This is a genomic window from Streptosporangium sandarakinum (genome assembly GCF_050942225.1).
Lineage (GTDB): Bacteria > Actinomycetota > Actinomycetes > Streptosporangiales > Streptosporangiaceae > Streptosporangium > Streptosporangium nondiastaticum.
This window is the reverse complement of record NZ_CP192034.1, coordinates 2,660,815-2,679,994: the sequence shown is the minus strand read 5'-3', so window position 1 is coordinate 2,679,994 and position 19,180 is coordinate 2,660,815. Positions and strand designations below refer to the sequence as shown.

Sequence of the window (19,180 nt, the reverse complement as noted above, 5' to 3'; positions counted from 1 at the left end):
TCAGGACGGACGCGGCGTACCCGGGCCGTCCGGCCTGCCCGGCGCCTCGGGGTCGTCCGGCGTCTCGGGGTCGACCGTCGGGTCGGCGCCCCGGTCGATCGCGTCCCACAGCGCCCGCTCGCCGGTGCCCCGGGCGGCGGCGCGGCCCGCCCCGCCGGAGCGTTCGTAGCGGTCGGACATGCCGGGCCAGGCGCCTCCCTTGACGGCGGCCACCACTCCCCGGCCAGCAGGACCAGGCCCCCACGCCGGCCACCACCGGCCAGGCCGGGACCGCGGCGACCAGCCCGCCGGTCTGGCCGGCCGCTCCGGTGGCCTGCTCGGCGGCGACCGCGGCCGCCGCGGCCGGGCGGGATCCGGCCCAGGCCGCCACCACCGCCCCGGCCCCGCACACCGCCATCACGCCGCCGACGATCCTGCGCCACACCCCTGGTCGCGAGCACCGCGACGACCGCGGCTAGCGACGCCCAGGCCGCCGGTCCCAGCGCGGGGGCCACGTCCGCCGCGGCGACCGGCACCGCGCGGGCGCCGTACGTCACGGTGAACCAGTCGCGACCGGAGGCGAGCAGCACCAGCCCGGCTCCCGCCGCGCACACCGCCACCCAGGTCCACAACGCCCGCGCGGCCGTCACCCGGACGTCACCTCGAGCCGGTCGGCGTCGAAGCAGGTGCGGTCGCCGGTGTGGCAGGCCGCGCCCACCTGGTCGACCTTGAGCAGGATGGTGTCGCCGTCGCAGTCGAGGGCGGCGGACCTGACGTGCTGGACGTGGCCGGAGGTCTCGCCCTTCACCCAGTAGGCGCCGCGGCTGCGCGACCAGTAGGTGGCGCGACCCGTGGTGAGGGTGCGGTGCAGCGCCTCGTCGTCCATCCAGGCGAGCATCAGCACCTCGCCGGTGTCGTACTGCTGGACGACTGCGGGCACCAGCCCGTCGCCGGTGCGCTTCAGCCGGGCCGCGATGGCGGGGTCAAGGGACATGCCGCAATTCTGCCGCAGCCGGGGGCCGGGCCGCCGCCCGGTCCCCGCACCGGCCGCCACCGCTCCCGCACCGGCCGCCCGGTTCCCACGCCGGGCGGCCCGCCGCGAGAGATCCCGCCGTACGGTCACCGCGCGCGGGACGCCCCGCCGCACCTCAGCGGGCGCGGTCGTCATCGAGCAGGTCGGCCGCCTGGACGACGATCCTGGGGTCGGGCACGCCCACGATCTCCCGGTCCTTGTCCGTGTAGTCGAACAGGCTGAGCACGTGGCGCATCGCCTCGATGCGGGCGCGCTTCTTGTCGTTGCTCTTGATCACCGTCCACGGCGCCGCCTCCGTGTCGGTGTGCAGGAACATGTCCTCCTTGGCCTGGGTGTACTCCTCCCACTTGTCGAGGGAGGCCAGGTCCATGGGCGACAGCTTCCACTGCCGGACCGGGTCCACCTGGCGGATCACGAAGCGGGTGCGCTGCTCGGAGCGGGACACCGAGAACCAGAACTTCACCAGGTGGACGCCGTCGCGGACGAGCATGCGCTCGAACTCGGGGGTCTGCTCCAGGAACTCCAGGTAGTCGTCGGGCGAGACGAAACCCATCACCCGTTCCACCCCGGCGCGGTTGTACCAGGAACGGTCGAAGAAGACCATCTCGCCGGCGGCCGGCAGGTGGGAGATGTAGCGCTGGAAGTACCACTGGGTGCTCTCGCGCTCGTTGGGCTTCTCCAGGGCGACGACGGTGGCGCCGCGCGGGTTGAGGTGCTCCATGAACCGCTTGATGGTGCCGCCCTTGCCGGCCGCGTCGCGTCCCTCGAACAGGATCACCAGCCGCCCGCCGGTGTCCTTGATCCAGTACTGCAGCTTCAGCAGTTCGATCTGGAGGAGCCGCTTGAGCCGGTCGTACTCCGCCCGGCCCATCCGCTCCCCGTAGGGGTACTTCTCCCGCCAGGTGTCGACCGGGCTGCCGTCCTCCCTGACCAGCACGGGGTCGTCGTCGTCATCGTCCAGGACCCTCAGGTCGGACATCTCGTCGAGCAGCTCGCTGCGGGCCGCCGCGGAGCGCACGTCGAGCACCGGTGGCCGCTGCCCCTGCGCGTCCTCGTCGGTCAGGTCCGTCATCGGTGTTCTCCCCGTGGCGCGGATGTCGGGTTCACACCACAGGCACTACCTCACCGCTCGCACGCTAATCCTCGGCGTCCCCACCGGAACGGCGCCGCCACCTGGACGGCGGCACCGGGGGACGCCGCCGGGGCCGCGGCCCCGGCGGCCCCCGGCGGCCTACGGGACGGCCTCCTCCGGACGACCCTCAGGAGCGGGCCGCCGCGACCCAGGAGGCGTGCAGGTCGGCGTAGACGCCGCCCTGGCGGACCAGCTCGGCGTGCGGGCCGCGCTGCACGATCCGGCCCCGGTCGAAGACCAGCACCTCGTCGGCCGCCTCCGCGGTGGACAGCCGGTGGGCGATGGAGACGGCCGTACGGCCCCGCGTGACGCCCTCCAGCGCGCGGGCCAGCCGTACCTCCGTGGCGGGGTCCACCGCGGAGGTGGCCTCGTCGAGCAGGAGCAGGTCGGGGTCGGCGAGGTAGGCGCGGGCGAGGGCGACGAGCTGCCGCTCGCCCGACGACAGCGACTCGCCCCGCTGGCCGACGGGGGTGGACAGCCCGGCGGGCAGCCCCTCCAGCCAGTCGGCGAGCCCCAGCTCGGTCAGGGCCAGCGTGATCTCCTCGTCGGTCGCCGGCGGGCGGCCGAAGCGGATGTTGTCGGCGAGGGTGCCGTCGAACAGGAAGCCGTCCTGCGGCACCATGACGATCCGCTCGCGCAGCGAGGCGAAGCGGATCCGGCGCAGGTCCTCGCCGTCCACGGTGACCCGGCCGGAGACCGGGTCCATCAGGCGGGTCAGCAGCTTGGCGAAGGTGGTCTTGCCCGAGCCGGTCTCCCCCACCACCGCGATCCGCGAGCGCGGCGGGATCTCGACGGACACGTCGCTCAGCACCGGGGGGCCGCCGGGGTAGGCGAAGGAGACGTCCTCGAAGGCGACGGAGATGGGGCCGCGCAGCAGCTCGACCCCGTCCGGGCCCGGGTCGGCCACGTCGGGCGGGGTGTCCAGCACGCCCAGGACGCGCCGCCAGCCGGCCACGGCGTTCTGGGCGTCGCTGAGCACCTCGGTGGCGGTCTGCAGGGGAGAGACGAACAGGGTGATCAGGAACAGGAAGGCGACCAGGCTGCCGGCGGTCATCTCGCCGGAGACGCCCAGCCGCACCCCGAGCAGCACCACGCCGGCGACCGTCGCCGCCGCGACGATCTCCGTCACCGGGAACACCGTGGCGACGATCCGCTGCGCGCGGGTCTGCGCGGCCCTGCTGGCGTCGATCGCGGCGTCCAGCCGCTCGGCGGTGCGGGCCTCGGAGGCGTGGGCGCGGATCACCGCGGCGCCCACGACCGACTCGCTGACCGCGGCCAGCATGTCGCCGGCCCGCTCGCGGACCAGCGTGTAGGCGGTCGACAGCCATCGCTGGAAGCGCGGCAGCACGATCATCAGGGGCAGGAAGCAGGCCCACACCAGCAGGGTGAGCTGCCAGGAGTAGACCGCCATCAGGACGGTCGCGACCAGGAGCTGCCCCATCGAGATGATGATCATCAGGCCGCCCCACTGCATGAACGTGCTGATCTGGTCCACGTCGCCGGTGACGCGGGAGACCAGGGCGCCGCGGCGCTCGGTGTTCTGGGTGAGCACCGACAGGTCGTGCACGTGGCGGAAGCCGCGCACCCGCAGCGTGGCCAGGGACGCCTCGGTGGCCCGGTAGAGGCGGACGTTCATCAGGTACGCGCACAGCGCGGTGAGCACCACGGCCACCGCGCACAGCAGCACGGCGGAGCGGATGTAGGGCACGTCCGGGACCGATCCCTTGAGCCCCCGGTCGATGGTCTGCTGGACGGCGATCGGCACGATCACCTTGCCGAGCGTCGCGACCACGGCCAGGGCGAGCGTCCCGGCCAGGCCCTTGCGGAACTCGGGCGTGAGCGACAGCCCGTGGCGTACGGTGGCCAGCGCCGAGCGCTCGGTCCCCTGAAGCGAACTCACGCTCTGACCTCTTCTTCTTCCGTGTCCTCCGTGACGGTCCCGGTCGCGGCCCCGGTGAGCCCGGCCCCGGTCCCCGTTCCCGCCTCGTCCAGCGCCTCGCGCTCGGCCTCCTCGCGCTCGTAGGCGGTGACGAGGTTCCGGTAGCCCTCGCAGCGGCCGATCAGCTCCTCGTGCGGGCCCCGGTCGACGACGCGGCCGTGTTCCAGGTAGACCACCTCGTCCGCCAGGGCGATGGTGGCCATCCGGTAGGCGACGACGACCACGGTCGAGGCGCGGGCCGCGTCGCGCAGGCCGTACAGGATCTTGGCCTCCACCTGCGGGTCGACGCTGGAGGTGGCGTCGTCCAGGACGAGCAGCCGGGGATGGCGGACCAGCGCGCGGGCCAGGGCCAGGCGCTGGCGCTGGCCGCCGGACAGGGACGCGCCGCGCTCGCCGAGCCTGGTGTCGAGCCCGTCGGACAGCGCGCCGACGAAGCCGTCGGCCTGGGCCAGGCGCAGCGCCTCCCGGACCTCCTCGTCGGTGACCGGCAGGCCGAGGGTGACGTTGCCGCGCACGGTGTCGTCGAACAGGAACGTCTGCTGCGGCACCAGCGCGACCGCGGCGCTGACCTCGCCGCGGGCGGCCTCGCGCAGGTCCGTCCCGTCGATCAGGACGGCGCCCTCCGCCGGGTCCACCAGGCGGACGAAGGTCTGCGCGAGCGTGGACTTGCCCGAGCCGGTGGGCCCGACCAGCGCCACGGTGCGGCCGGGCTCGACGGTGAGGTCCACCCCGTGCAGCACCTCGGCGTCGCCGTAGGAGTAGCGGAGACCGCGGATCTCCAGCCTGGCCGGCGCCTCGCCGCGCAGCTCGGCATGGCCGTGGGCCATGGAGCCCGTCGCGGACAGCACGGCCTGGACCCGCTCGTAGCCGACGACCGCGCGGGGCAGCTCGGCAAGCACCCAGCCCAGCGCCCGGATCGGCCAGGACAGCAGGGTGAACAGGTAGGCCACCTCGACGAGGGTCCCCGGGGTGACCTCGCCGCTCTCCAGGCGCATCGAGCCGATCAGCAGCACGGCGAGCACGCCGAGGGTGGGCAGCGCCTCCAGCAGCGGGTCGAAGAGGCCGCGGACCCGGCCGACGGCGACGTTGGCGTCGCGCAGCTCCCCGGCGCGGGCGCGGAACCGCGCGGTCTCCTCGTCCTCGCGGCCGAGGGTCTTGACGACCAGGGCGCCGTCGAAGCTCTCGTGCGCGATCTCGCTGACCTCGGCGCGGAGCTGCTGGGCGCGGGTGGCCAGGGGGCTGAGGCGGCGCTGGTAGACCAGGTTCAGCACGGCGATCGCGGGGAAGATCAGGAAGCCGACGAGCGCGAGGACCGGGTCGGTGAGGACCATCGAGACGGCCGCGGTGATCAGCATGACGACCACGCCGACCGCCATCGGCAGCGGCGCCAGCGGCGCCCAGGCGGCCTCGGCGTCGGAGCTCGCGTTGGACAGCAGCTGCCCGGTGGGGTGGCGGTGGTGCCACGACAGGGGCAGCCTCAGGTACTGGCGGGTGACGCCGCGCCGGGAGGCGGCCTGCATCCGGTACTGCATGACGCCGGCGAAGTAGCGCCGCCCGGCCACGCCGAACGCCTTGAGCACCGACACGCCGACGATCAGGGTGGCGCCGAGGGCGAGCGCGCCGCCGCCGACCCCTCCCTGCCGGAACGAGGCGAGCACCACGTGCTCGGTCGCCCAGCCCAGCGCCCACGCCGACGCGACCGTCATCACGCCGTACAGGGCGCTGGCCAGAACGGCGGCCGTGAAGACCGCCTTCTCGGCCCGGATGGCCACCCCGAGGACGCGGAGCCCTTTACGCATGACCGCCGAGGTCACCTTGCTCGCCACTCGGGAGGTGTCCTTTCAGAGAGAAGAAGCGGGGGGTACGTTTCCACGTAAGTCACTATCACGTCAGATCATGTCCTTATTCCCTCCCGGGCCTCCTCGGGAGCGCCCGTCACCGGCGAAATCGTCCGGGCCCGGGGGTTGTTAGGATCGCCGAATGACCCACGCCCGCGCCGAACGCGCCGCGCTGAGCGACCTGTTCCTCCAGGTCGGCCCGGACGCCCCCACCCTGTGCGAGGGGTGGACGGCCTTCGACCTGGCGGCCCACCTCGTGCTGCGCGAGCGCCGCCTGGACGCCGCGGGCGGCATCGCGATCCGGCGGCTGGCCGGCCGCACCGCCGCGGTGCAGGAGTCCCTCAAGGCCCGGCACGGCTACGCCGGCCTGGTGGAGCTGGTCCGCTCCGGCCCGGCGGGGCTGTACGGCCTCGTCCCCGGCCTGGACCGCGCGGTCAACACCGTGGAGCTGTTCGTCCACCACGAGGACGTACGGCGGGCGCAGCCGGGCTGGGAGCCGCGGGAGCTGTCCCCGGGCTTCGAGGAGCTGCTGTGGAGTCGGCTGCGCGGCCTCGGCCGCCTGCTGCTGCGCAGGTCGCCGGTGGGCGTGGTGCTGCGCCGCACCGGCGGCCCGGCCGGCGAGGGCTCCCGCGACGTGCTGCTCGGCGGGCCCCGGGGCGGCGCGCGGGTGGAGGTGTCGGGCCGGCCCGGCGAGCTGGTGATGTTCTGCTTCGGCCGCCAGCCGTACGCCAGGGTCGAGCAGGCCGGGTCCCCGGAGGCGGTGGCGCGCCTGCGGGACGCCTCCCTGGGGCTCTGAGCCGGCCGGACCGGCCGGACCGTCTGGATCGGCTGGTCCGCTCAGCCGTCCCCGCCTCCGGAGCCGTCCCGGCCCCGCGAGCCGCCCCGGCCCCGCGAGCCGTCCCGGGGCCCTGAGCCGTCACCGCCCTGGGGACCGTCACCGCTCTCCGGGCAGCGTGGCCCCTCGGAGTCGTCGCCGAACAGGCGGGCCGAGGCCTCGGCCTGGGCGATCCGCCGCAGCGCGGCGACCAGCGCGTCGCCGAGGGAGGTCCCGACCACGACCAGCTCGACCATGCCCTCCAGGTCCGTCCGCTCGGCCACGGCCGCGACGTCGGCCCGCGCGATCAGCTCCGCCGCCCGGGCGTACTCGTCGAGACGGTCCAGCATGCCGTCGTAGCCCAGCCCCGCCGCGGTGAGCAGCACGCCGGTGACGGCCTGCATCGCGGGGCTGTCGGGTTCCTCCTCCCAGCCGTGGCGCTCGATCAGCTCCCTGGCCCGGCGCTCGGCCCTGTCCCACTCCTCGCCCTCGCCGGGCTCCCTGCGGGGGGTGACCGCCTTCTGCGCGACGCCGAGCTGGTCGTGCAGGCTGCGGCCGGGCTCGCCGAGATGGGCGAGCAGCTCGCGGATGTCGGCGATGGACAGCCCGGCGTAGTCGGCCAGGGCCCGCACCAGCATGATGCGGCGCACGTGCCGCTGATCGTATCTGGCCTGGTTGGGACTGGTCCGCTCCCCGCTGGGGAGCAGCCCCTCCCGCAGGTAGAACTTGATCATCGGCACGGAGACGCCCGTCGTCCGACTCAGCTCCGCCATCCGCACAGCGTCCTCCTCTTGTGGTTCCCTCCGAGTTTAGCTATAGATAGTGGATATATCCGTTATCCGTTTGGAAGGACGCCCCCCGTGCCGCGCCCGCACCGCCCCCTGCTGTTCATGTCCGCCGTCATGGCCGCCCTCGCGGTCGTCGCGACCGGCGGCCTCCTCCTCGACGACCGCACCCTGGACGGCACGCCCGTCTGGGCCAAGCCGCTGAAGTTCGCCCTCTCGCTCGGGATCTACGGGGTCACCTGGTCATGGCTGATCTCCCTCATCCCCCTGGCGGCGCGGACCGCCCGCTGGAGCCGGTGGCTGGGCACCGTCCTGGCCGCCGCCGCGCTGGCCGAGATGGCGGTCATCGTCATCCAGGCGGCCCGGGGGCGGCGCAGCCACTTCAACGTCTCCACCCCGCTGGACTCCACCCTGTACTCCGCCATGGGCACCACCATCATCGTGCTGATGGTCGCCAACGTCCTGGCGGCGGTCCTGGTGGCGCGCGAACGGCGGGCGGAGCCGGCGGACGCCTGGGCGGTCCGCATCGGGCTGGCCGTCTCCGCCGCGGGCATGGCCCTGGGCTACCTGATGGTCCGGCCCAGCGCCGCCCAGCTCGCCGCCCCCGTGGTCACCGCCGTCGGCGCGCACGGCGTCGGCGTCGCCGACGGCGGGCCGGGCCTGCCCCTTCTGGGATGGAGCACCATCGGCGGCGACCTGCGCGTCCCGCACTTCGTCGGCATGCACGCCCTGCAGGCCCTGCCGCTGCTCGCCCTCGCCGTCCGTCGCGTCGCCGACCGGACGGCCCGGCTGCGCCTGGTCGCCGCCGGCGGCCTCGGCTACGCCGGGCTGACCGCCCTGGTGACCTGGCAGGCGCTGCGCGGTCAGCCGCTGCTGCGGCCCGACGGCCCGACCCTGGCCGCCGCCGGACTGCTCCTGGCCGTCACCGCGGCCGTCGCCCTCTCCGCCCTGCCGTCCCTGTCCGCGCCCGCCGCCCGGCGGGCCGCTGCCGCGACCCCCGCCGAGGTGAAGCCGTGACCGAGACCCTCTTCCAGCTCAGCTTCCTGGCCGCCGCGCCCTTCTGGGCCCTGGTGATCATCGCGCCGACGTGGTCGCGCACCCGGCGGGTCATCGGCTCGCCGCTGATCGTGCTGCCCTCGCTCGCGGTGTGCCTGACGCTGCTCGTCCCCCTGCTGGCGGACTTCTGGCCCGTGGTGACCCGCCCCACCCTGCCCGGCCTCGTCGCGCTGACCCGCGACCCGCAGGCGCTGGCCGCCCTGTGGGCGCAGATCATCTCGTGGGACCTGCTCGTGGGCCGGTGGATCTATCTCGACAGCCGGGAGAGAGGGATCCACCCGCTGGTGACGGCGCCGATCCTGATCTCCGCGATCCTGCTGTCCCCCCTATCCCTACCGGTATATCTGACCCTGAGGGGTTGGACATCGCGGCGTCCCGACCGCACGATAGCGAAGGCGCGTCATGCCGATACCGCGAAACCGCAATGGCCGGTCGAAGCGGGACAGGTATGATGATCAAAATCCGGGAGCCACTCGGGCCGAAGATGCCAAAGATCATTAAAATTTGGGTATATACGGCTGGGACGGGAACTGCAGGAGGCCCCCAATGCAGGTCAAGAAGATCCTCACCTATGTGGCGATAGCCTTCGTGGCCTTTTATCTCTTCACCAAACCGGCCCAGGCGGCCGAGGCGGTGAACGGCGTCTTCGACGGGATCATCAGGGGGGCCGACCAACTAGCCGTGTTCTTCACACGTGTGCTGACCTGACCCGGCGGGTCCGCACCGACGTTTCCCCTGGCGCTCCCGCCGACCCCGCGGGAGCGCACGGCATCCCGGCACCGCGTCCACCGTGACGCCATCGTGACGCCTCCGGCGTCCCCTCAAGGCCCCCGGGACCACCGGGACCACCGGGACGACGTGGAGACGCCGCCGGAGACCCCGGTGAATCCCGGTGAGTCCCGGTGAGTCCACGACGGCCCCATGGCGTCACCGGCACCGCCCCGATGTGCTTCCGCCGTACCACCGGACGTGTTACGCACGAGACATGGCAGATCGTCACAGCGTGACCGGAGCCCACCCGCTCGACCCGGACGAGCGGCGCGTCCTCGAACGCGCCGAGACCGAGGGCATCGAACTGGTCCGCTTCCTGTACGCCGACCACGGAGGCGTCATCCGCGGCAAGGCCGCCTCCCGCTCCCGGCTCGCCGAGCGGCTCGGCTCGGGCATCGGCCACACCGTGGCGATGATGGCGATGAACATGCTCGACCAGCTCCAGAAGGTCGAGCACCTCGGCCCGGTCGGCGAGGTGCGCATCGTCCCCGACCCGGCCACCTTCGTCGCCCTCCCCTACGCCCCCGGCGCCGCCGCCATGGTGTCGGACCTGCGCCGCCCCGACGGCTCCCCCTGGGAGGTCTGCCCGCGCACCTTCCTGCGGGAGGCGATCGACGCCCTGGCCGCCGAGGGTCACGCCCTGGTCGCCGCCTACGAGCCGGAGTTCACCCTCGGCCGCCGCGTGCCGCACCCCTCCGGCGGCCTCGACCGGCTGGTCCCCGTCGACGACAGCCTGTGCTACGCCACCCCCGGCTTCAACCAGGCCCACGACTACACGATGCGGCTGGTGCGCGCCCTGCAGGGCCAGGGGCTGCACGTCGAGCACTACCACCCCGAACTGGGCCACGGCCAGCAGGAGCTGTCGATCCGCCACGCCCCCGCGCTGCGCGCCGCCGACAACCACGTGATCTACCGCGAGACCGTCCGCGGCGTGGCCTCCGCCATGGGACTGTGGGCCTCCCTGGCCCCCAAGCCGCTGGCCGACCAGGCCGGCAACGGCGCCCACCTGCACCTTTCCCTGTGGGACCGGGACCTGCGGGTCAACGCCTTCGGTGACGCCGGCGACCGCTACGGCCTGTCGCCCCTCGCCTACCGCTTCATCGGCGGCCTCCTCGCCCACCTGCCCGCCCTGACCGCGCTGACCTGCGGCTCGGTCAACGGCTTCCGGCGGCTGACGCCCGGGATGTGGTCGAGCGCCCACGTCTGCTACGGCATGGACAACCGGGAGGCCGCGGTGCGGATCTGCTCCCCCGTGGGCGGCGACGCCGAGGCGGCGGCCAACCTGGAGTTCAAGCCCTCCGACTCCTCGGCCAACCCCTACCTGTCGCTGGGCGCCGTCATCCACGCCGGCCTGGACGGCATCCGCCGCGACCTCGACCCCGGCGACCCGGTCGATGTCGACCCCGCCACCCTCCCCGAGGGGAGCGTGCCCCGGCTGCCCACGACGCTCGCCGAGGCCCTGGACGCGCTGGAGGCCGACGAGCTCCTCATGAACGCCCTCGGCCCGCTGCGCGCCACGGCCTACCTGGCCGTCAAACGCTCCGAGGCCCGCGCCTTCGCCCTCCAGGACGCCGACTACGAACTCTTCCACCACTTCCGCGTCTTCTGACCCGCCGGCCCCTCCCCACGACGCACCGGCGGCGACCGCGGACAGCCCTTCCCCCGCCCGTCCCCGTAGTGGCCGCCCCGCTTCCGTTCACCCGTTCCCGTGGCCGTCCCGTCCCCGCTCGCGGCGCGGCGGACGGCACCGTCCCGGTGGTTCCGGGCGGCGCTTTTCCGGGGTTTCGCGCCGTAATTCGCAGCGGATTGTCAGAAGGGGGGCGTATGGTGCGCGAATGCACTCTCCGCAGTACCCCGGTCAGCCCCCGCAGCCCGACCGGCCCGCACAGCCCGGTCAGTGGCCCGGGCAGCACCCGCAGCAACCCGGACAGCAGCCTGGGCAGTGGACCAACGGACCCGGCGGGCCGGGTGGACCAGACGGACCGCAGCCGCACCGGCAGCCCGGCCAGTGGCCCGGCGCTCCCGGACAGGCCGGACAGCCTGGACAGCCCGGGCCCGCGCAGCAGCCCGGCGGCCAATGGCCGGGACACGCCGATGGCCGGTCCGATGGTCAATGGCCGGGACAGGGTGGCGGGCAGGCCGGTGGACAGCCCGGCGGTCAGTGGCCGGGACAGGGTGGCGGACAGCCCGGCGGTCAGTGGCCTGGGCAGCAGCACCCGCAGCACCCGCAGCAGCCGTACGGCTCGCCGGCCCCGCCGTACGGCCCTCAGGGGCGGCACCCGTACCCGTCCCAGTCCCAGCAGCCGCAGATGCACCCGCCCCGGCAGGACGGCCCGCAGGGCTGGCAGCACCCGCAGCCGAACCCGGCGGCGTGGGCGCCGCCGAGCTGGCAGCCCGGAGCGCAGCCTCCCAAGAAGGGCGGCGGCCTCAAGGTCGCGCTGCTCGCGGGCGGCGGCGTGCTGGTCCTGGCGGCCGCGATCGGCGGCGTGGTGGTCTTCACCGGCGACGACGACCCGGTGGCGGCCCGACCGGCGGTGACCACCGTGCCGAGGGAGGAGCCGACGGGGCGGCCACGGGCGACCGAGGAGCCGGACCCCGACCCGAAGACGACCTCGAAGCCGGAGTCCGACTCGGGTGGCGGGAAGCAGACGGAGGACGAGGAGATCTTCCTGACGACCGTGCGGCAGAGGCCCGCGCTGAAGCAGACCGACTCGGCCACGCTCCTGCGGCTCGGCCGGTCGATGTGCAAGGCCTTCGACGACGGCAAGAGCCTCACCGACGTCGCGACCGGCAACGCCGACCGCTACGGGCTGGAGACCTCGGCGTTCGTGACGGGCGCGGCCATCGTGGCGCTGTGCCCCCGCCACCGCAACCTGGTCCCGGGGGGCTGAGGACCGATCGTGGGCCCGGCGCCGGCCGGGCCCACGGATCAGCGGACGGGGTGGCCCGCCGCGCGCAGGGTGTCCTTCACCTCGCCGATCTTGAGCTGGCCGAAGTGGAACACCGACGCCGCCAGGACCGCGTCGGCCCCGGCCTCCACCGCCGGCGGGAAGTCCGCCAGCTTCCCCGCGCCGCCGCTGGCGATCACCGGGACCGACACGACCGCCCGCACCGCCCGGATCATCTCCAGGTCGTAGCCGTCGCGGGTGCCGTCGCCGTCCATGGAGTTGAGCAGGATCTCCCCCGCCCCCAGCTCCTCACCGCGCCGGGCCCACTCCACCGCGTCGATGCCCGTGCCGCGACGGCCGCCGTGCGTGGTCACCTCGAACCCGGACGGCGTCGGCGGCCCGTCCACCACCCGGCGGGCGTCCACCGACAGCACCACGCACTGCGCGCCGTACCGCCGCGACGCCTCCGTCAGCAGCTCCGGCCGGGCGATGGCCGCGGTGTTCAGGCCCACCTTGTCCGCACCGGCCCGCAGCAGCCGGTCGACGTCCTCCACCGAGCGCACCCCACCGCCGACCGTCAGCGGGATGAACACCTGCTCGGCCGTACGGCGCACCACGTCGTACATCGTCGAGCGGTCGGAGCTGGAAGCCGTGATGTCGAGGAACGTCAGCTCGTCGGCCCCCTCGGCGTCGTAGCGGCGGGCCAGCTCGACCGGGTCCCCGGCGTCGCGCAGGTTCTCGAAGTTGACGCCCTTGACCACCCGCCCGGCGTCCACGTCCAGGCAGGGGATCACTCGCACCGCGACGGTCATCTCAATCTCCTTGTATCACGCGGGCGCTCGTCACGGGCGCCTCGCGGTAGGCGTCGACCTCCACCTCGACCAGCATGCGCGGGTCGATCAGGCCCGCCACCCGCACCCCGGTGCAGGCGGGCCGCACCCCGCCGAACAGCTCGGCGTGCGCCCGGCCGACCTCGTCGTAGTGGTCGTCGTCGACCACGAAGTAGCGGACCCGCACCACGTCGCGGCGCGACAGGCCCGCCTGCTCGATCGCGTCGAGCGCGACGCCGAAGGCGGTCAGCGACTGCCGGTAGGCGTCGCCGACGTGCCGCACCTCGCCCTCGACGGCGGCCGTGCAGCCCGAGACGATCACCCACGGCCCGGCCACCACCGCGCGGGCGTAGCCGTACCGTTCCTCCCAGACGCCGCCGCTGAACACCCGCGTGCCCGAGCGGCGGCTCGTCGTGTGCCCCCCGATGTGCCGCATCGTCAGGATCTCACCGCCGCCAGCGCGTCCTCCAGGGTGAACGCCTGCGCGTACAGGGCCTTGCCCACGATCGCGCCCTCGACGCCGATCGGCGTCAGCGCGGCCAGGGCCCGCAGGTCGTCCAGCGACGACACGCCGCCGCTGGCCACCACCGGCCTGTCGGTGCGGGCGCAGATCTCCCGCAGCAGGTCGAGGTTGGGGCCGCGCAGCGTGCCGTCCTTGGTCACGTCGGTCACGACGTAGCGGGGGCAGCCGTCGGCCTCCAGGCGCTCCAGCACCTCCCACAGGTCGCCGCCCTCCTTGGTCCAGCCCCGGCCGGCCAGGGTGGTGCCCCGGACGTCGAGGCCGACCGCGATCCGCTCGCCGTAGCGGGCGATGGCCTTGGCGCACCAGGTGGGGTTCTCCAGGGCGGCGGTGCCGATGTTCACCCGGCGGCAGCCGGTGGCCAGCGCGGCCTCCAGGGAGGCGTCGTCGCGGATGCCGCCGGACAGCTCGACCTTGACGTCGAGCGCGCCCACGACGGTGGCGACCAGCTCACGGTTGGAGCCCCGGCCGAAGGCGGCGTCCAGATCGACCAGATGGACCCACTCCGCGCCGGCCTCCTGCCAGGCGAGCGCCGCCGAGAGGGGGTCGCCGTAGGAGGTCTCGGTGCCCGCCTCCCCCTGGACCAGGCGGACCGCCTGCCCGTCGGCGACGTCCACGGCGGGCAGCAACTCTAGCGACATCTGATCAGGACCTCCGGTCGAAGACAAGGATGACGAAAAGCGGCGCGAACAGCGCCGAGAGCACCAGCACGCCCAGCCGCGCGGCCCACGAGGACCACAACAGCCAGGCGATCACCTGCACGACGAGGAACAGGACCGCGACCACGCCGTTCTGCGCCCGGCGACGGCGGGCCCGGATGCCGCCCTGCGCGGCGATCCGGACGGGCCTGCGGCGCAGCGGGGCGGTGACCCTGCCGATCCGCCGGCGCCGCCGGACCAGCCGGGCCTCCCGCTCCGCGCGGAGCGCCGCCTGGCGGGCCTGCTCGGCCTCCCGCTCGGCCCTGCGCCGGGCGCGTTCCCTGCTCACCGCGGCCCGCCCCGGCCCACCGGCCCCGCAGCGGAGCCCGGGAACCACGCGGAAGACCGCGAGGACCGCACGGCAGGCCGCGGGAGCCGCACGGAACCGGGAGTGACCGGCCGCGACTCGCCGTGACCGACTCTACCCGCGGCCACCGGCCGCCCACAGCGGTTCGCGGCGGACATCCGCCCCGCCTGCCCGGCCGCTCACCCGAGGCCGCCGAGCCAGTTGGCCAGCAGCTGGGCACCGGCGTCGCCGGACTTCTCCGGGTGGAACTGGGTCGCCGACAGCGGGCCGTTCTCCACCGCCGCGACGAACGGCGTGCCGTGCTCGGCCCAGGTGACCAGGGGCGGGGTGAAGCCGTCGCCCACCGGCATGTCCCAGGACCGCACACCGTAGGAGTGGACGAAGTAGAACCGGGTGCCGGGGTCCATCCCGGCGAACAGCACGCTGCCCTCCGGCGCCGCGACCGTGTTCCACCCCATGTGCGGCAGGACCGGCGCCTCAAGGCGCTCGACCGTGCCCGGCCACTCTCCGCAGCCCTCGGTGACCACCCCGTGCTCGACGCCCGTGCCGAACAGGATCTGCATGCCGACGCAGATGCCCAGCACCGGCCGGCCCGCGGCCAGCCGCCGGTCGATGATCTGGTCGCCCCGCACCCCGCGCAGCCCCGCCATGCAGGCGGCGAACGCGCCGACGCCCGGGACGACGAGGCCGTCGGCCTCCATCGCCGCGGTGTAGTCGGACGTCACCGTCACCTCGGCGCCGACGCGGGCCAGCGCCCGCTCGGCCGAACGCAGGTTGCCCGATCCGTAGTCCAGGACCGTTACCTTCTTCACCACCACAGCACCGCCGCCGTCGTCGCCATCGCCGCCAGGACGGCCAGCAGCAGCGCGCCCTTCTTCAGCCCCTGCTTGTAGAACGAGACGATCCCGCCGACCAGGAACAGCGCCACGAAGGCCATGGCGACGGCCGTCCAGTTGTCGCTCACGAGCCCTCCCCCGCGCCCGCGGGACCCGCGAGGGTCACAGGACACCCTTGGTGCTCGGCACCCCGCTGGCGCGCGGGTCGAACTCCGACGCCTCGCGCAGCGCCCGGGCCAGCGCCTTGAACTGCGCCTCCACGATGTGGTGGGCGTTGCGGCCGTAGGGGACGTGGACGTGCAGGCAGATCGCGGCCTGCGCGACGAACGACTCCAGGATGTGCCGGGTCATCGTCGTGTCGTAGTCGGGGCCGATCATCGGGGCCATGCCCGCGGGCTCGGTGTGCACGAGGTACGGGCGCCCCGACAGGTCGACCGTGACCTGCGCCAGCGCCTCGTCCAGCGGGCACGACGCGCTGCCGAACCGCCGGATGCCCGACTTGTCGCCCAGGGCCTCGCGGAACGCCGCGCCCAGCGCGATCGAGGTGTCCTCGATCGTGTGGTGGGAGTCGATGTGCAGGTCGCCCTCGGTCTTCACGGTCAGGTCGAACAGGCCGTGCTTGCCGAGCTGGTTCAGCATGTGGTCGTAGAACCCCACGCCCGTGGACACCTCGACCTGCCCGGTGCCATCCAGGTTGACCTCCACCAGCACCGAGGTCTCCTTGGTGCCGCGCTCCACCCGGCCGCGGCGCTCCGGGACGTCTCCGGCGGGACTGCTCACAGGATCTCCTCCAGGGCGGCGCGGAACGCCGCCATCTCCTCGCTCGTACCGATCGAAACCCGCAGCCACCCGGGCGGGCCCACCTCCCGGATCAGCACCCCCCGGTCCAGGAGGGCCTGCCAGACCGCGTGACGGTCGTCGAACCCGCCGAACAACACGAAGTTGGCGTCCGAGTCGGCGACCGCGAGGCCCCTGCCGCGCAGCCACGTCACCGTGGCGTCGCGCTCGGCCCGCAGCGCGTCGACCGTGCCGAGCAGCTCGCGGCCGTGGGACAGCGCCACCCGCGCCGCCGTCTGGGTGAGCGTCGACAGGTGGTACGGCAGGCGCACCAGCAGCAGCGCCTCGATCACCGCCGGGTCGGCCGCGAGGTAACCCAGCCGGGTCCCCGCCATCGCGAACGCCTTCGACATCGTCCGCGTGACGATGAGCCTGGGGTGGTCCGGCAGCAGGGTCAGCGCCGACGGGGTGCCGGTCCGGGCGAACTCGAAGTACGCCTCGTCCACCACCACCATGCCCGGCGCCGCCCGCACGATCCGCGCGACCACCTCCGGGTCCAGCGCGGTGCCGGTCGGGTTGTTCGGCGAGGTCAGGAACACGATGGCGGGCCGGTGCTCCTCGATCGCCGCCACGGCCTTGTCCGGGTCGATCCCGAAGTCGTCCTCGCGCGCCGCCGGGACCCATTCGGTCGAGGCGCCCAGGGACAGGAGCCGGTGCATCGAGTAGGAGGGCTCGAAGCCCATCGCGGTGCGGCCCGGCCCGCCGAAGGCCAGCAGGATCTGCTGGATCACCTCGTTGGAGCCGTTGGCCGCCCACACCCGCTCACCGGTCAGGCCGTGCCCGAGATAGGCGGCCAGGTCCGCGCGCAGCGCCGTCGCGTCGCGGTCGGGATAGCGGTTGAGCTCGCCCGCGCCGCGCCGTACCGCCTCGGCCAGGTCGGCGACCAGCGCCTCCGATGGGCCGTAGGGGTTCTCGTTGGTGTTGAGCCGGACCGGGACGTCGATCTGCGGGGCGCCGTACGGCGACATCCCCCGCAGGTCGTCGCGGATCGGCAGGTCTTCGAGCCTCATGAGGGGATCTCCCAGTCGAACCGGGCACGGACCGCCGCGCCGTGCGCGGGGAGGTCCTCGGCGTCGGCCAGCACGCACACGTGCGCGGCGGACTCGGCGAGGGCCTCGCGGCTGTAGTCCACGACGTGGATGCCGCGCAGGAAGGTCTGCACCGACAGGCCCGACGAGTGGCAGGCGCAGCCGCCGGTGGGCAGCACGTGGTTGGACCCGGCGAGGTAGTCGCCGAGCGAGACCGGGGCGTAGGGGCCGATGAAGATCGCACCGGCGTTGCGGACCCGCGCGGCCAGCGCCGCGGCGTCGGCCGTCTGGATCTCCAGGTGCTCGGCGGCGTAGGCGTCCACCACCCGCAGGCCCGCCTCCATGTCGTCCACCAGGAGGATCCCCGACTGCCGGCCCGCCAGCGCCTCGGTGATCCGCTCGGAGTGCTTGGTCGCGGCGACCTGCCGGGGCAGCTCGCGCTCCACCGCGTCGGCCAGCTCCGCCGAGTCGGTGACCAGCACCGCCGCGGCGATCGTGTCGTGTTCGGCCTGGCTGATCAGGTCGGCCGCGACGTGCACCGGGTCGGCCGTGCGGTCGGCCAGGATCGCGATCTCGGTGGGCCCGGCCTCGGAGTCGATGCCGATGCGGCCCTTGAGCAGCCGCTTGGCCGCCGCCACCCAGATGTTGCCCGGACCGGTGACCATGGTGGCCGGCCGGCACTCCTCGGTGCCGTAGGCGAACATCGCCACCGCCTGCGCGCCGCCCACGGCGTACACCTCGTCCACCCCGAGCAGCGCGCACGCGGCCAGGATCGTGGGGTGCGGCAGCCCGCCGAACTCCCGCTGCGCGGGCGAGGTGACCGCCAGCGAGGCCACCCCGGCCTCCTGCGCGGGCACCACGTTCATCACCACGCTGGAGGGGTACACCGCCCGGCCGCCCGGCACGTAGAGACCCACGCGGTCGACCGGCACCCAGCGCTCGGTCACCGTGCCGCCGGGCACCACCCGCGTGGTGACGTCGGAGCGCCGCTGGTCGCGGTGGACCAGCCGGGCGCGGCGGATCGACTCCTCCAGCGCCTGGCGGACCCGCGGGTCCAGCGACTCCAGCGCGGCGGCGATCGCCTCTGCCGGGACACGGGTGGACGTGAGTTCGACGCCGTCGAACCTCGCGGTCAACTCCCGCACCGCCTCGGCCCCGCGATGATGCACGTCCTCGCAGATCGGCCGCACCTTCTCCAGGGCGGCTTCGACGTCGAGCTCGGCACGGGGCAGCACGTCTCGCAGGTCCTCCGGGAGGACTCCGCGCAGGTCGGTACGGGAAATCACCCGTCCAGTCTACGGATGCCCGCCACCGGCCGGGGTTCCGTCCGGCATCCGGACATCGCCTTTACGATGTAGATTTCTATCAGACACTAGACTCCGCCCGTGAGCAAGAGCAGGAGCAAGGGCGGCCAGGGCACCCCGGCGACGATCGCGCTGGCCAAGGCGGGGATCGGCTTCACCCTCCATCCCTACGAGCACGACGCGAACGCCCAGGCCTACGGCGAGGAGGCGGCCGACGCGCTCGGCGTGCCGTACGAGCGGATCTTCAAGACGCTCGTGGCCGAGGTCGAGGGCGGCCTGGCGGTCGCGGTGGTACCGGTGGCGGGCAAACTCGACCTCAAGGCGTTCGCCGCGGCGCTGGGGGGCAAGCGGGCCGCGATGGCCGACGCCGCCAAGGTCGAGCGCGTCACCGGCTACGTCGTGGGCGGGATCAGCCCGCTGGGCCAGCGTAGGCCGCTGCCGACGGTGGTCGACGACTCGGCCCTGGGCTTCGAGACGATCTACTTCTCGGCCGGGCGGCGCGGGCTGCAGATCGAGACGGCCCCCGCGGAGCTGGTCCGCCTGACAGCGGCGGTCACCGCGCCCATCGGCAAGACGGGCTGACCC

The 19,180-nt window shown here is 73.9% G+C and carries 23 protein-coding genes and 1 pseudogene; 8 read left to right on the top strand and 16 right to left on the bottom strand.

Annotated features, from left to right (window positions below; genetic code table 11):
* The gene (locus tag ACQP10_RS12535; protein ID WP_433541398.1) at positions 1 to 213 is read right to left on the bottom strand and encodes a Trp biosynthesis-associated membrane protein; all 213 of its coding nucleotides are present in this window, start codon (positions 211 to 213) and stop codon (positions 1 to 3) included.
* A gap of 95 nt (positions 214 to 308) precedes the next feature.
* Here ACQP10_RS12535 and ACQP10_RS12530 point away from each other — a divergent pair, with 95 nt between their 5' ends.
* A complete protein-coding gene (locus ACQP10_RS12530; RefSeq protein ID WP_433541397.1) occupies positions 309 to 458 on the top strand; it encodes a hypothetical protein in 150 nt (49 codons plus the stop codon).
* An 18-nt stretch (positions 459 to 476) separates the two neighbouring features.
* Here the strand turns inward: ACQP10_RS12530 and ACQP10_RS12525 are convergent.
* The 5 genes and pseudogenes from ACQP10_RS12525 to ACQP10_RS12505 all read right to left on the bottom strand — a co-directional run.
* Positions 477 to 536 (bottom strand): annotated as a pseudogene (locus ACQP10_RS12525) (hypothetical protein); the annotation flags it as partial.
* An 89-nt stretch (positions 537 to 625) separates the two neighbouring features.
* Positions 626 to 973: a phosphoribosyl-AMP cyclohydrolase gene (hisI, locus tag ACQP10_RS12520; RefSeq protein ID WP_179818363.1), complete on the bottom strand. Its 348-nt coding sequence runs from the start codon at positions 971 to 973 to the stop codon at positions 626 to 628.
* 154 nt (positions 974 to 1,127) lie between these two features.
* Positions 1,128 to 2,084, bottom strand: coding sequence for a polyphosphate kinase 2 (gene ppk2, locus ACQP10_RS12515; RefSeq protein ID WP_392572135.1), 957 nt, complete (start codon positions 2,082 to 2,084; stop codon positions 1,128 to 1,130).
* Positions 2,085 to 2,271: 187 nt separating this feature from the next.
* Complete coding sequence (locus tag ACQP10_RS12510; protein ID WP_433541396.1) at positions 2,272 to 4,044, bottom strand: ABC transporter ATP-binding protein; 1,773 nt, start codon at positions 4,042 to 4,044, stop codon at positions 2,272 to 2,274.
* Positions 4,041 to 5,882 (bottom strand): ABC transporter ATP-binding protein, encoded by a 1,842-nt coding sequence (locus ACQP10_RS12505; RefSeq protein WP_346020933.1) that lies wholly within the window; start codon positions 5,880 to 5,882, stop codon positions 4,041 to 4,043. Before ACQP10_RS12505 ends, ACQP10_RS12510 begins: the two co-directional genes overlap by 4 nt.
* A gap of 181 nt (positions 5,883 to 6,063) precedes the next feature.
* On the opposite strand from ACQP10_RS12505, the gene ACQP10_RS12500 reads away from it, so the two are divergent.
* Positions 6,064 to 6,717, top strand: coding sequence for a TIGR03085 family metal-binding protein (locus ACQP10_RS12500; protein ID WP_346020289.1), 654 nt, complete (start codon positions 6,064 to 6,066; stop codon positions 6,715 to 6,717).
* Between the two features lie 41 nt (positions 6,718 to 6,758).
* On the opposite strand, the gene ACQP10_RS12495 is transcribed toward ACQP10_RS12500, so the two are convergent.
* Entirely contained in the window at positions 6,759 to 7,508 is a 750-nt protein-coding gene (locus tag ACQP10_RS12495; protein WP_346020290.1) for a MerR family transcriptional regulator, read from the bottom strand.
* Between the two features lie 87 nt (positions 7,509 to 7,595).
* On the opposite strand from ACQP10_RS12495, the gene ACQP10_RS12490 reads away from it, so the two are divergent.
* The 5 genes from ACQP10_RS12490 to ACQP10_RS12470 all read left to right on the top strand — a co-directional run bounded on the left by ACQP10_RS12490 (position 7,596) and on the right by ACQP10_RS12470 (position 12,238).
* Entirely contained in the window at positions 7,596 to 8,537 is a 942-nt protein-coding gene (locus tag ACQP10_RS12490) for a hypothetical protein (RefSeq protein ID WP_433541395.1), read from the top strand.
* Positions 8,534 to 9,028 (top strand): ABA4-like family protein, encoded by a 495-nt coding sequence (locus ACQP10_RS12485; protein WP_433541394.1) that lies wholly within the window; start codon positions 8,534 to 8,536, stop codon positions 9,026 to 9,028. Before ACQP10_RS12490 ends, ACQP10_RS12485 begins: the two co-directional genes overlap by 4 nt.
* Before the next feature lie 94 nt (positions 9,029 to 9,122).
* Entirely contained in the window at positions 9,123 to 9,284 is a 162-nt protein-coding gene (locus ACQP10_RS12480; RefSeq protein WP_179818369.1) for a hypothetical protein, read from the top strand.
* A gap of 277 nt (positions 9,285 to 9,561) precedes the next feature.
* Positions 9,562 to 10,956 carry a glutamine synthetase family protein gene (locus ACQP10_RS12475; protein WP_399499573.1) on the top strand — a complete coding sequence of 465 codons (1,395 nt, stop codon included), beginning with the start codon at positions 9,562 to 9,564 and terminating at the stop codon, positions 10,954 to 10,956.
* Between the two features lie 700 nt (positions 10,957 to 11,656).
* On the top strand, positions 11,657 to 12,238 hold the full coding sequence (locus ACQP10_RS12470; RefSeq protein ID WP_433541393.1) for a DUF732 domain-containing protein: 582 nt from the start codon (positions 11,657 to 11,659) through the stop codon (positions 12,236 to 12,238).
* 38 nt (positions 12,239 to 12,276) lie between these two features.
* Here ACQP10_RS12470 and hisF read toward each other — a convergent pair whose 3' ends face one another.
* From hisF to hisD, 9 genes are all read right to left on the bottom strand, one after another.
* Positions 12,277 to 13,047 carry an imidazole glycerol phosphate synthase subunit HisF gene (gene hisF, locus ACQP10_RS12465; RefSeq protein WP_179818373.1) on the bottom strand — a complete coding sequence of 257 codons (771 nt, stop codon included), beginning with the start codon at positions 13,045 to 13,047 and terminating at the stop codon, positions 12,277 to 12,279.
* A gap of 1 nt (position 13,048) precedes the next feature.
* Positions 13,049 to 13,501 (bottom strand): RidA family protein, encoded by a 453-nt coding sequence (locus ACQP10_RS12460; protein WP_346020296.1) that lies wholly within the window; start codon positions 13,499 to 13,501, stop codon positions 13,049 to 13,051.
* A gap of 2 nt (positions 13,502 to 13,503) precedes the next feature.
* On the bottom strand, positions 13,504 to 14,226 hold the full coding sequence (gene priA / locus ACQP10_RS12455; RefSeq protein ID WP_179818375.1) for a bifunctional 1-(5-phosphoribosyl)-5-((5-phosphoribosylamino)methylideneamino)imidazole-4-carboxamide isomerase/phosphoribosylanthranilate isomerase PriA: 723 nt from the start codon (positions 14,224 to 14,226) through the stop codon (positions 13,504 to 13,506).
* Positions 14,227 to 14,230: 4 nt separating this feature from the next.
* Entirely contained in the window at positions 14,231 to 14,572 is a 342-nt protein-coding gene (locus ACQP10_RS12450) for a hypothetical protein (RefSeq protein ID WP_346020297.1), read from the bottom strand.
* A 197-nt stretch (positions 14,573 to 14,769) separates the two neighbouring features.
* Entirely contained in the window at positions 14,770 to 15,405 is a 636-nt protein-coding gene (gene hisH / locus ACQP10_RS12445; protein WP_346020298.1) for an imidazole glycerol phosphate synthase subunit HisH, read from the bottom strand.
* Entirely contained in the window at positions 15,399 to 15,554 is a 156-nt protein-coding gene (locus tag ACQP10_RS12440) for a hypothetical protein (RefSeq protein ID WP_179817687.1), read from the bottom strand. Before ACQP10_RS12440 ends, hisH begins: the two co-directional genes overlap by 7 nt.
* 34 nt (positions 15,555 to 15,588) lie before the next feature.
* Complete coding sequence (hisB, locus tag ACQP10_RS12435) at positions 15,589 to 16,206, bottom strand: imidazoleglycerol-phosphate dehydratase HisB (RefSeq protein WP_189244444.1); 618 nt, start codon at positions 16,204 to 16,206, stop codon at positions 15,589 to 15,591.
* Positions 16,203 to 17,273, bottom strand: coding sequence for a histidinol-phosphate transaminase (locus tag ACQP10_RS12430; protein WP_179818379.1), 1,071 nt, complete (start codon positions 17,271 to 17,273; stop codon positions 16,203 to 16,205). The genes hisB and ACQP10_RS12430 overlap by 4 nt, the downstream gene beginning before the upstream one ends.
* Entirely contained in the window at positions 17,270 to 18,577 is a 1,308-nt protein-coding gene (hisD, locus tag ACQP10_RS12425) for a histidinol dehydrogenase (protein ID WP_179818380.1), read from the bottom strand. Before hisD ends, ACQP10_RS12430 begins: the two co-directional genes overlap by 4 nt.
* 99 nt (positions 18,578 to 18,676) lie before the next feature.
* Here hisD and ybaK point away from each other — a divergent pair, with 99 nt between their 5' ends.
* Positions 18,677 to 19,177 carry a Cys-tRNA(Pro) deacylase gene (ybaK, locus tag ACQP10_RS12420; RefSeq protein ID WP_346020299.1) on the top strand — a complete coding sequence of 167 codons (501 nt, stop codon included), beginning with the start codon at positions 18,677 to 18,679 and terminating at the stop codon, positions 19,175 to 19,177.
* Positions 19,178 to 19,180 lie beyond the last annotated feature (3 nt).

Bases quoted from the DNA above. Each gene is read 5' to 3' on its own strand.
- hisI (WP_179818363.1), bottom strand. From the start codon at position 973: ATGTCCCTTGACCCCGCCATCGCGGCCCGGCTGAAGCGCACCGGCGAC.
- ppk2 (WP_392572135.1), bottom strand. From the start codon at position 2,084: ATGACGGACCTGACCGACGAGGACGCGCAGGGGCAGCGGCCACCGGTG.
- ACQP10_RS12505 (WP_346020933.1), bottom strand. From the start codon at position 5,882: ATGCGTAAAGGGCTCCGCGTCCTCGGGGTGGCCATCCGGGCCGAGAAG.
- ACQP10_RS12500 (WP_346020289.1), top strand. From the start codon at position 6,064: ATGACCCACGCCCGCGCCGAACGCGCCGCGCTGAGCGACCTGTTCCTC.
- ACQP10_RS12495 (WP_346020290.1), bottom strand. From the start codon at position 7,508: ATGGCGGAGCTGAGTCGGACGACGGGCGTCTCCGTGCCGATGATCAAG.
- ACQP10_RS12480 (WP_179818369.1), top strand. From the start codon at position 9,123: ATGCAGGTCAAGAAGATCCTCACCTATGTGGCGATAGCCTTCGTGGCC.
- ACQP10_RS12475 (WP_399499573.1), top strand. From the start codon at position 9,562: ATGGCAGATCGTCACAGCGTGACCGGAGCCCACCCGCTCGACCCGGAC.
- ACQP10_RS12470 (WP_433541393.1), top strand. From the start codon at position 11,657: ATGCACCCGCCCCGGCAGGACGGCCCGCAGGGCTGGCAGCACCCGCAG.
- hisF (WP_179818373.1), bottom strand. From the start codon at position 13,047: ATGACCGTCGCGGTGCGAGTGATCCCCTGCCTGGACGTGGACGCCGGG.
- ACQP10_RS12460 (WP_346020296.1), bottom strand. From the start codon at position 13,501: ATGCGGCACATCGGGGGGCACACGACGAGCCGCCGCTCGGGCACGCGG.
- priA (WP_179818375.1), bottom strand. From the start codon at position 14,226: ATGTCGCTAGAGTTGCTGCCCGCCGTGGACGTCGCCGACGGGCAGGCG.
- ACQP10_RS12430 (WP_179818379.1), bottom strand. From the start codon at position 17,273: ATGAGGCTCGAAGACCTGCCGATCCGCGACGACCTGCGGGGGATGTCG.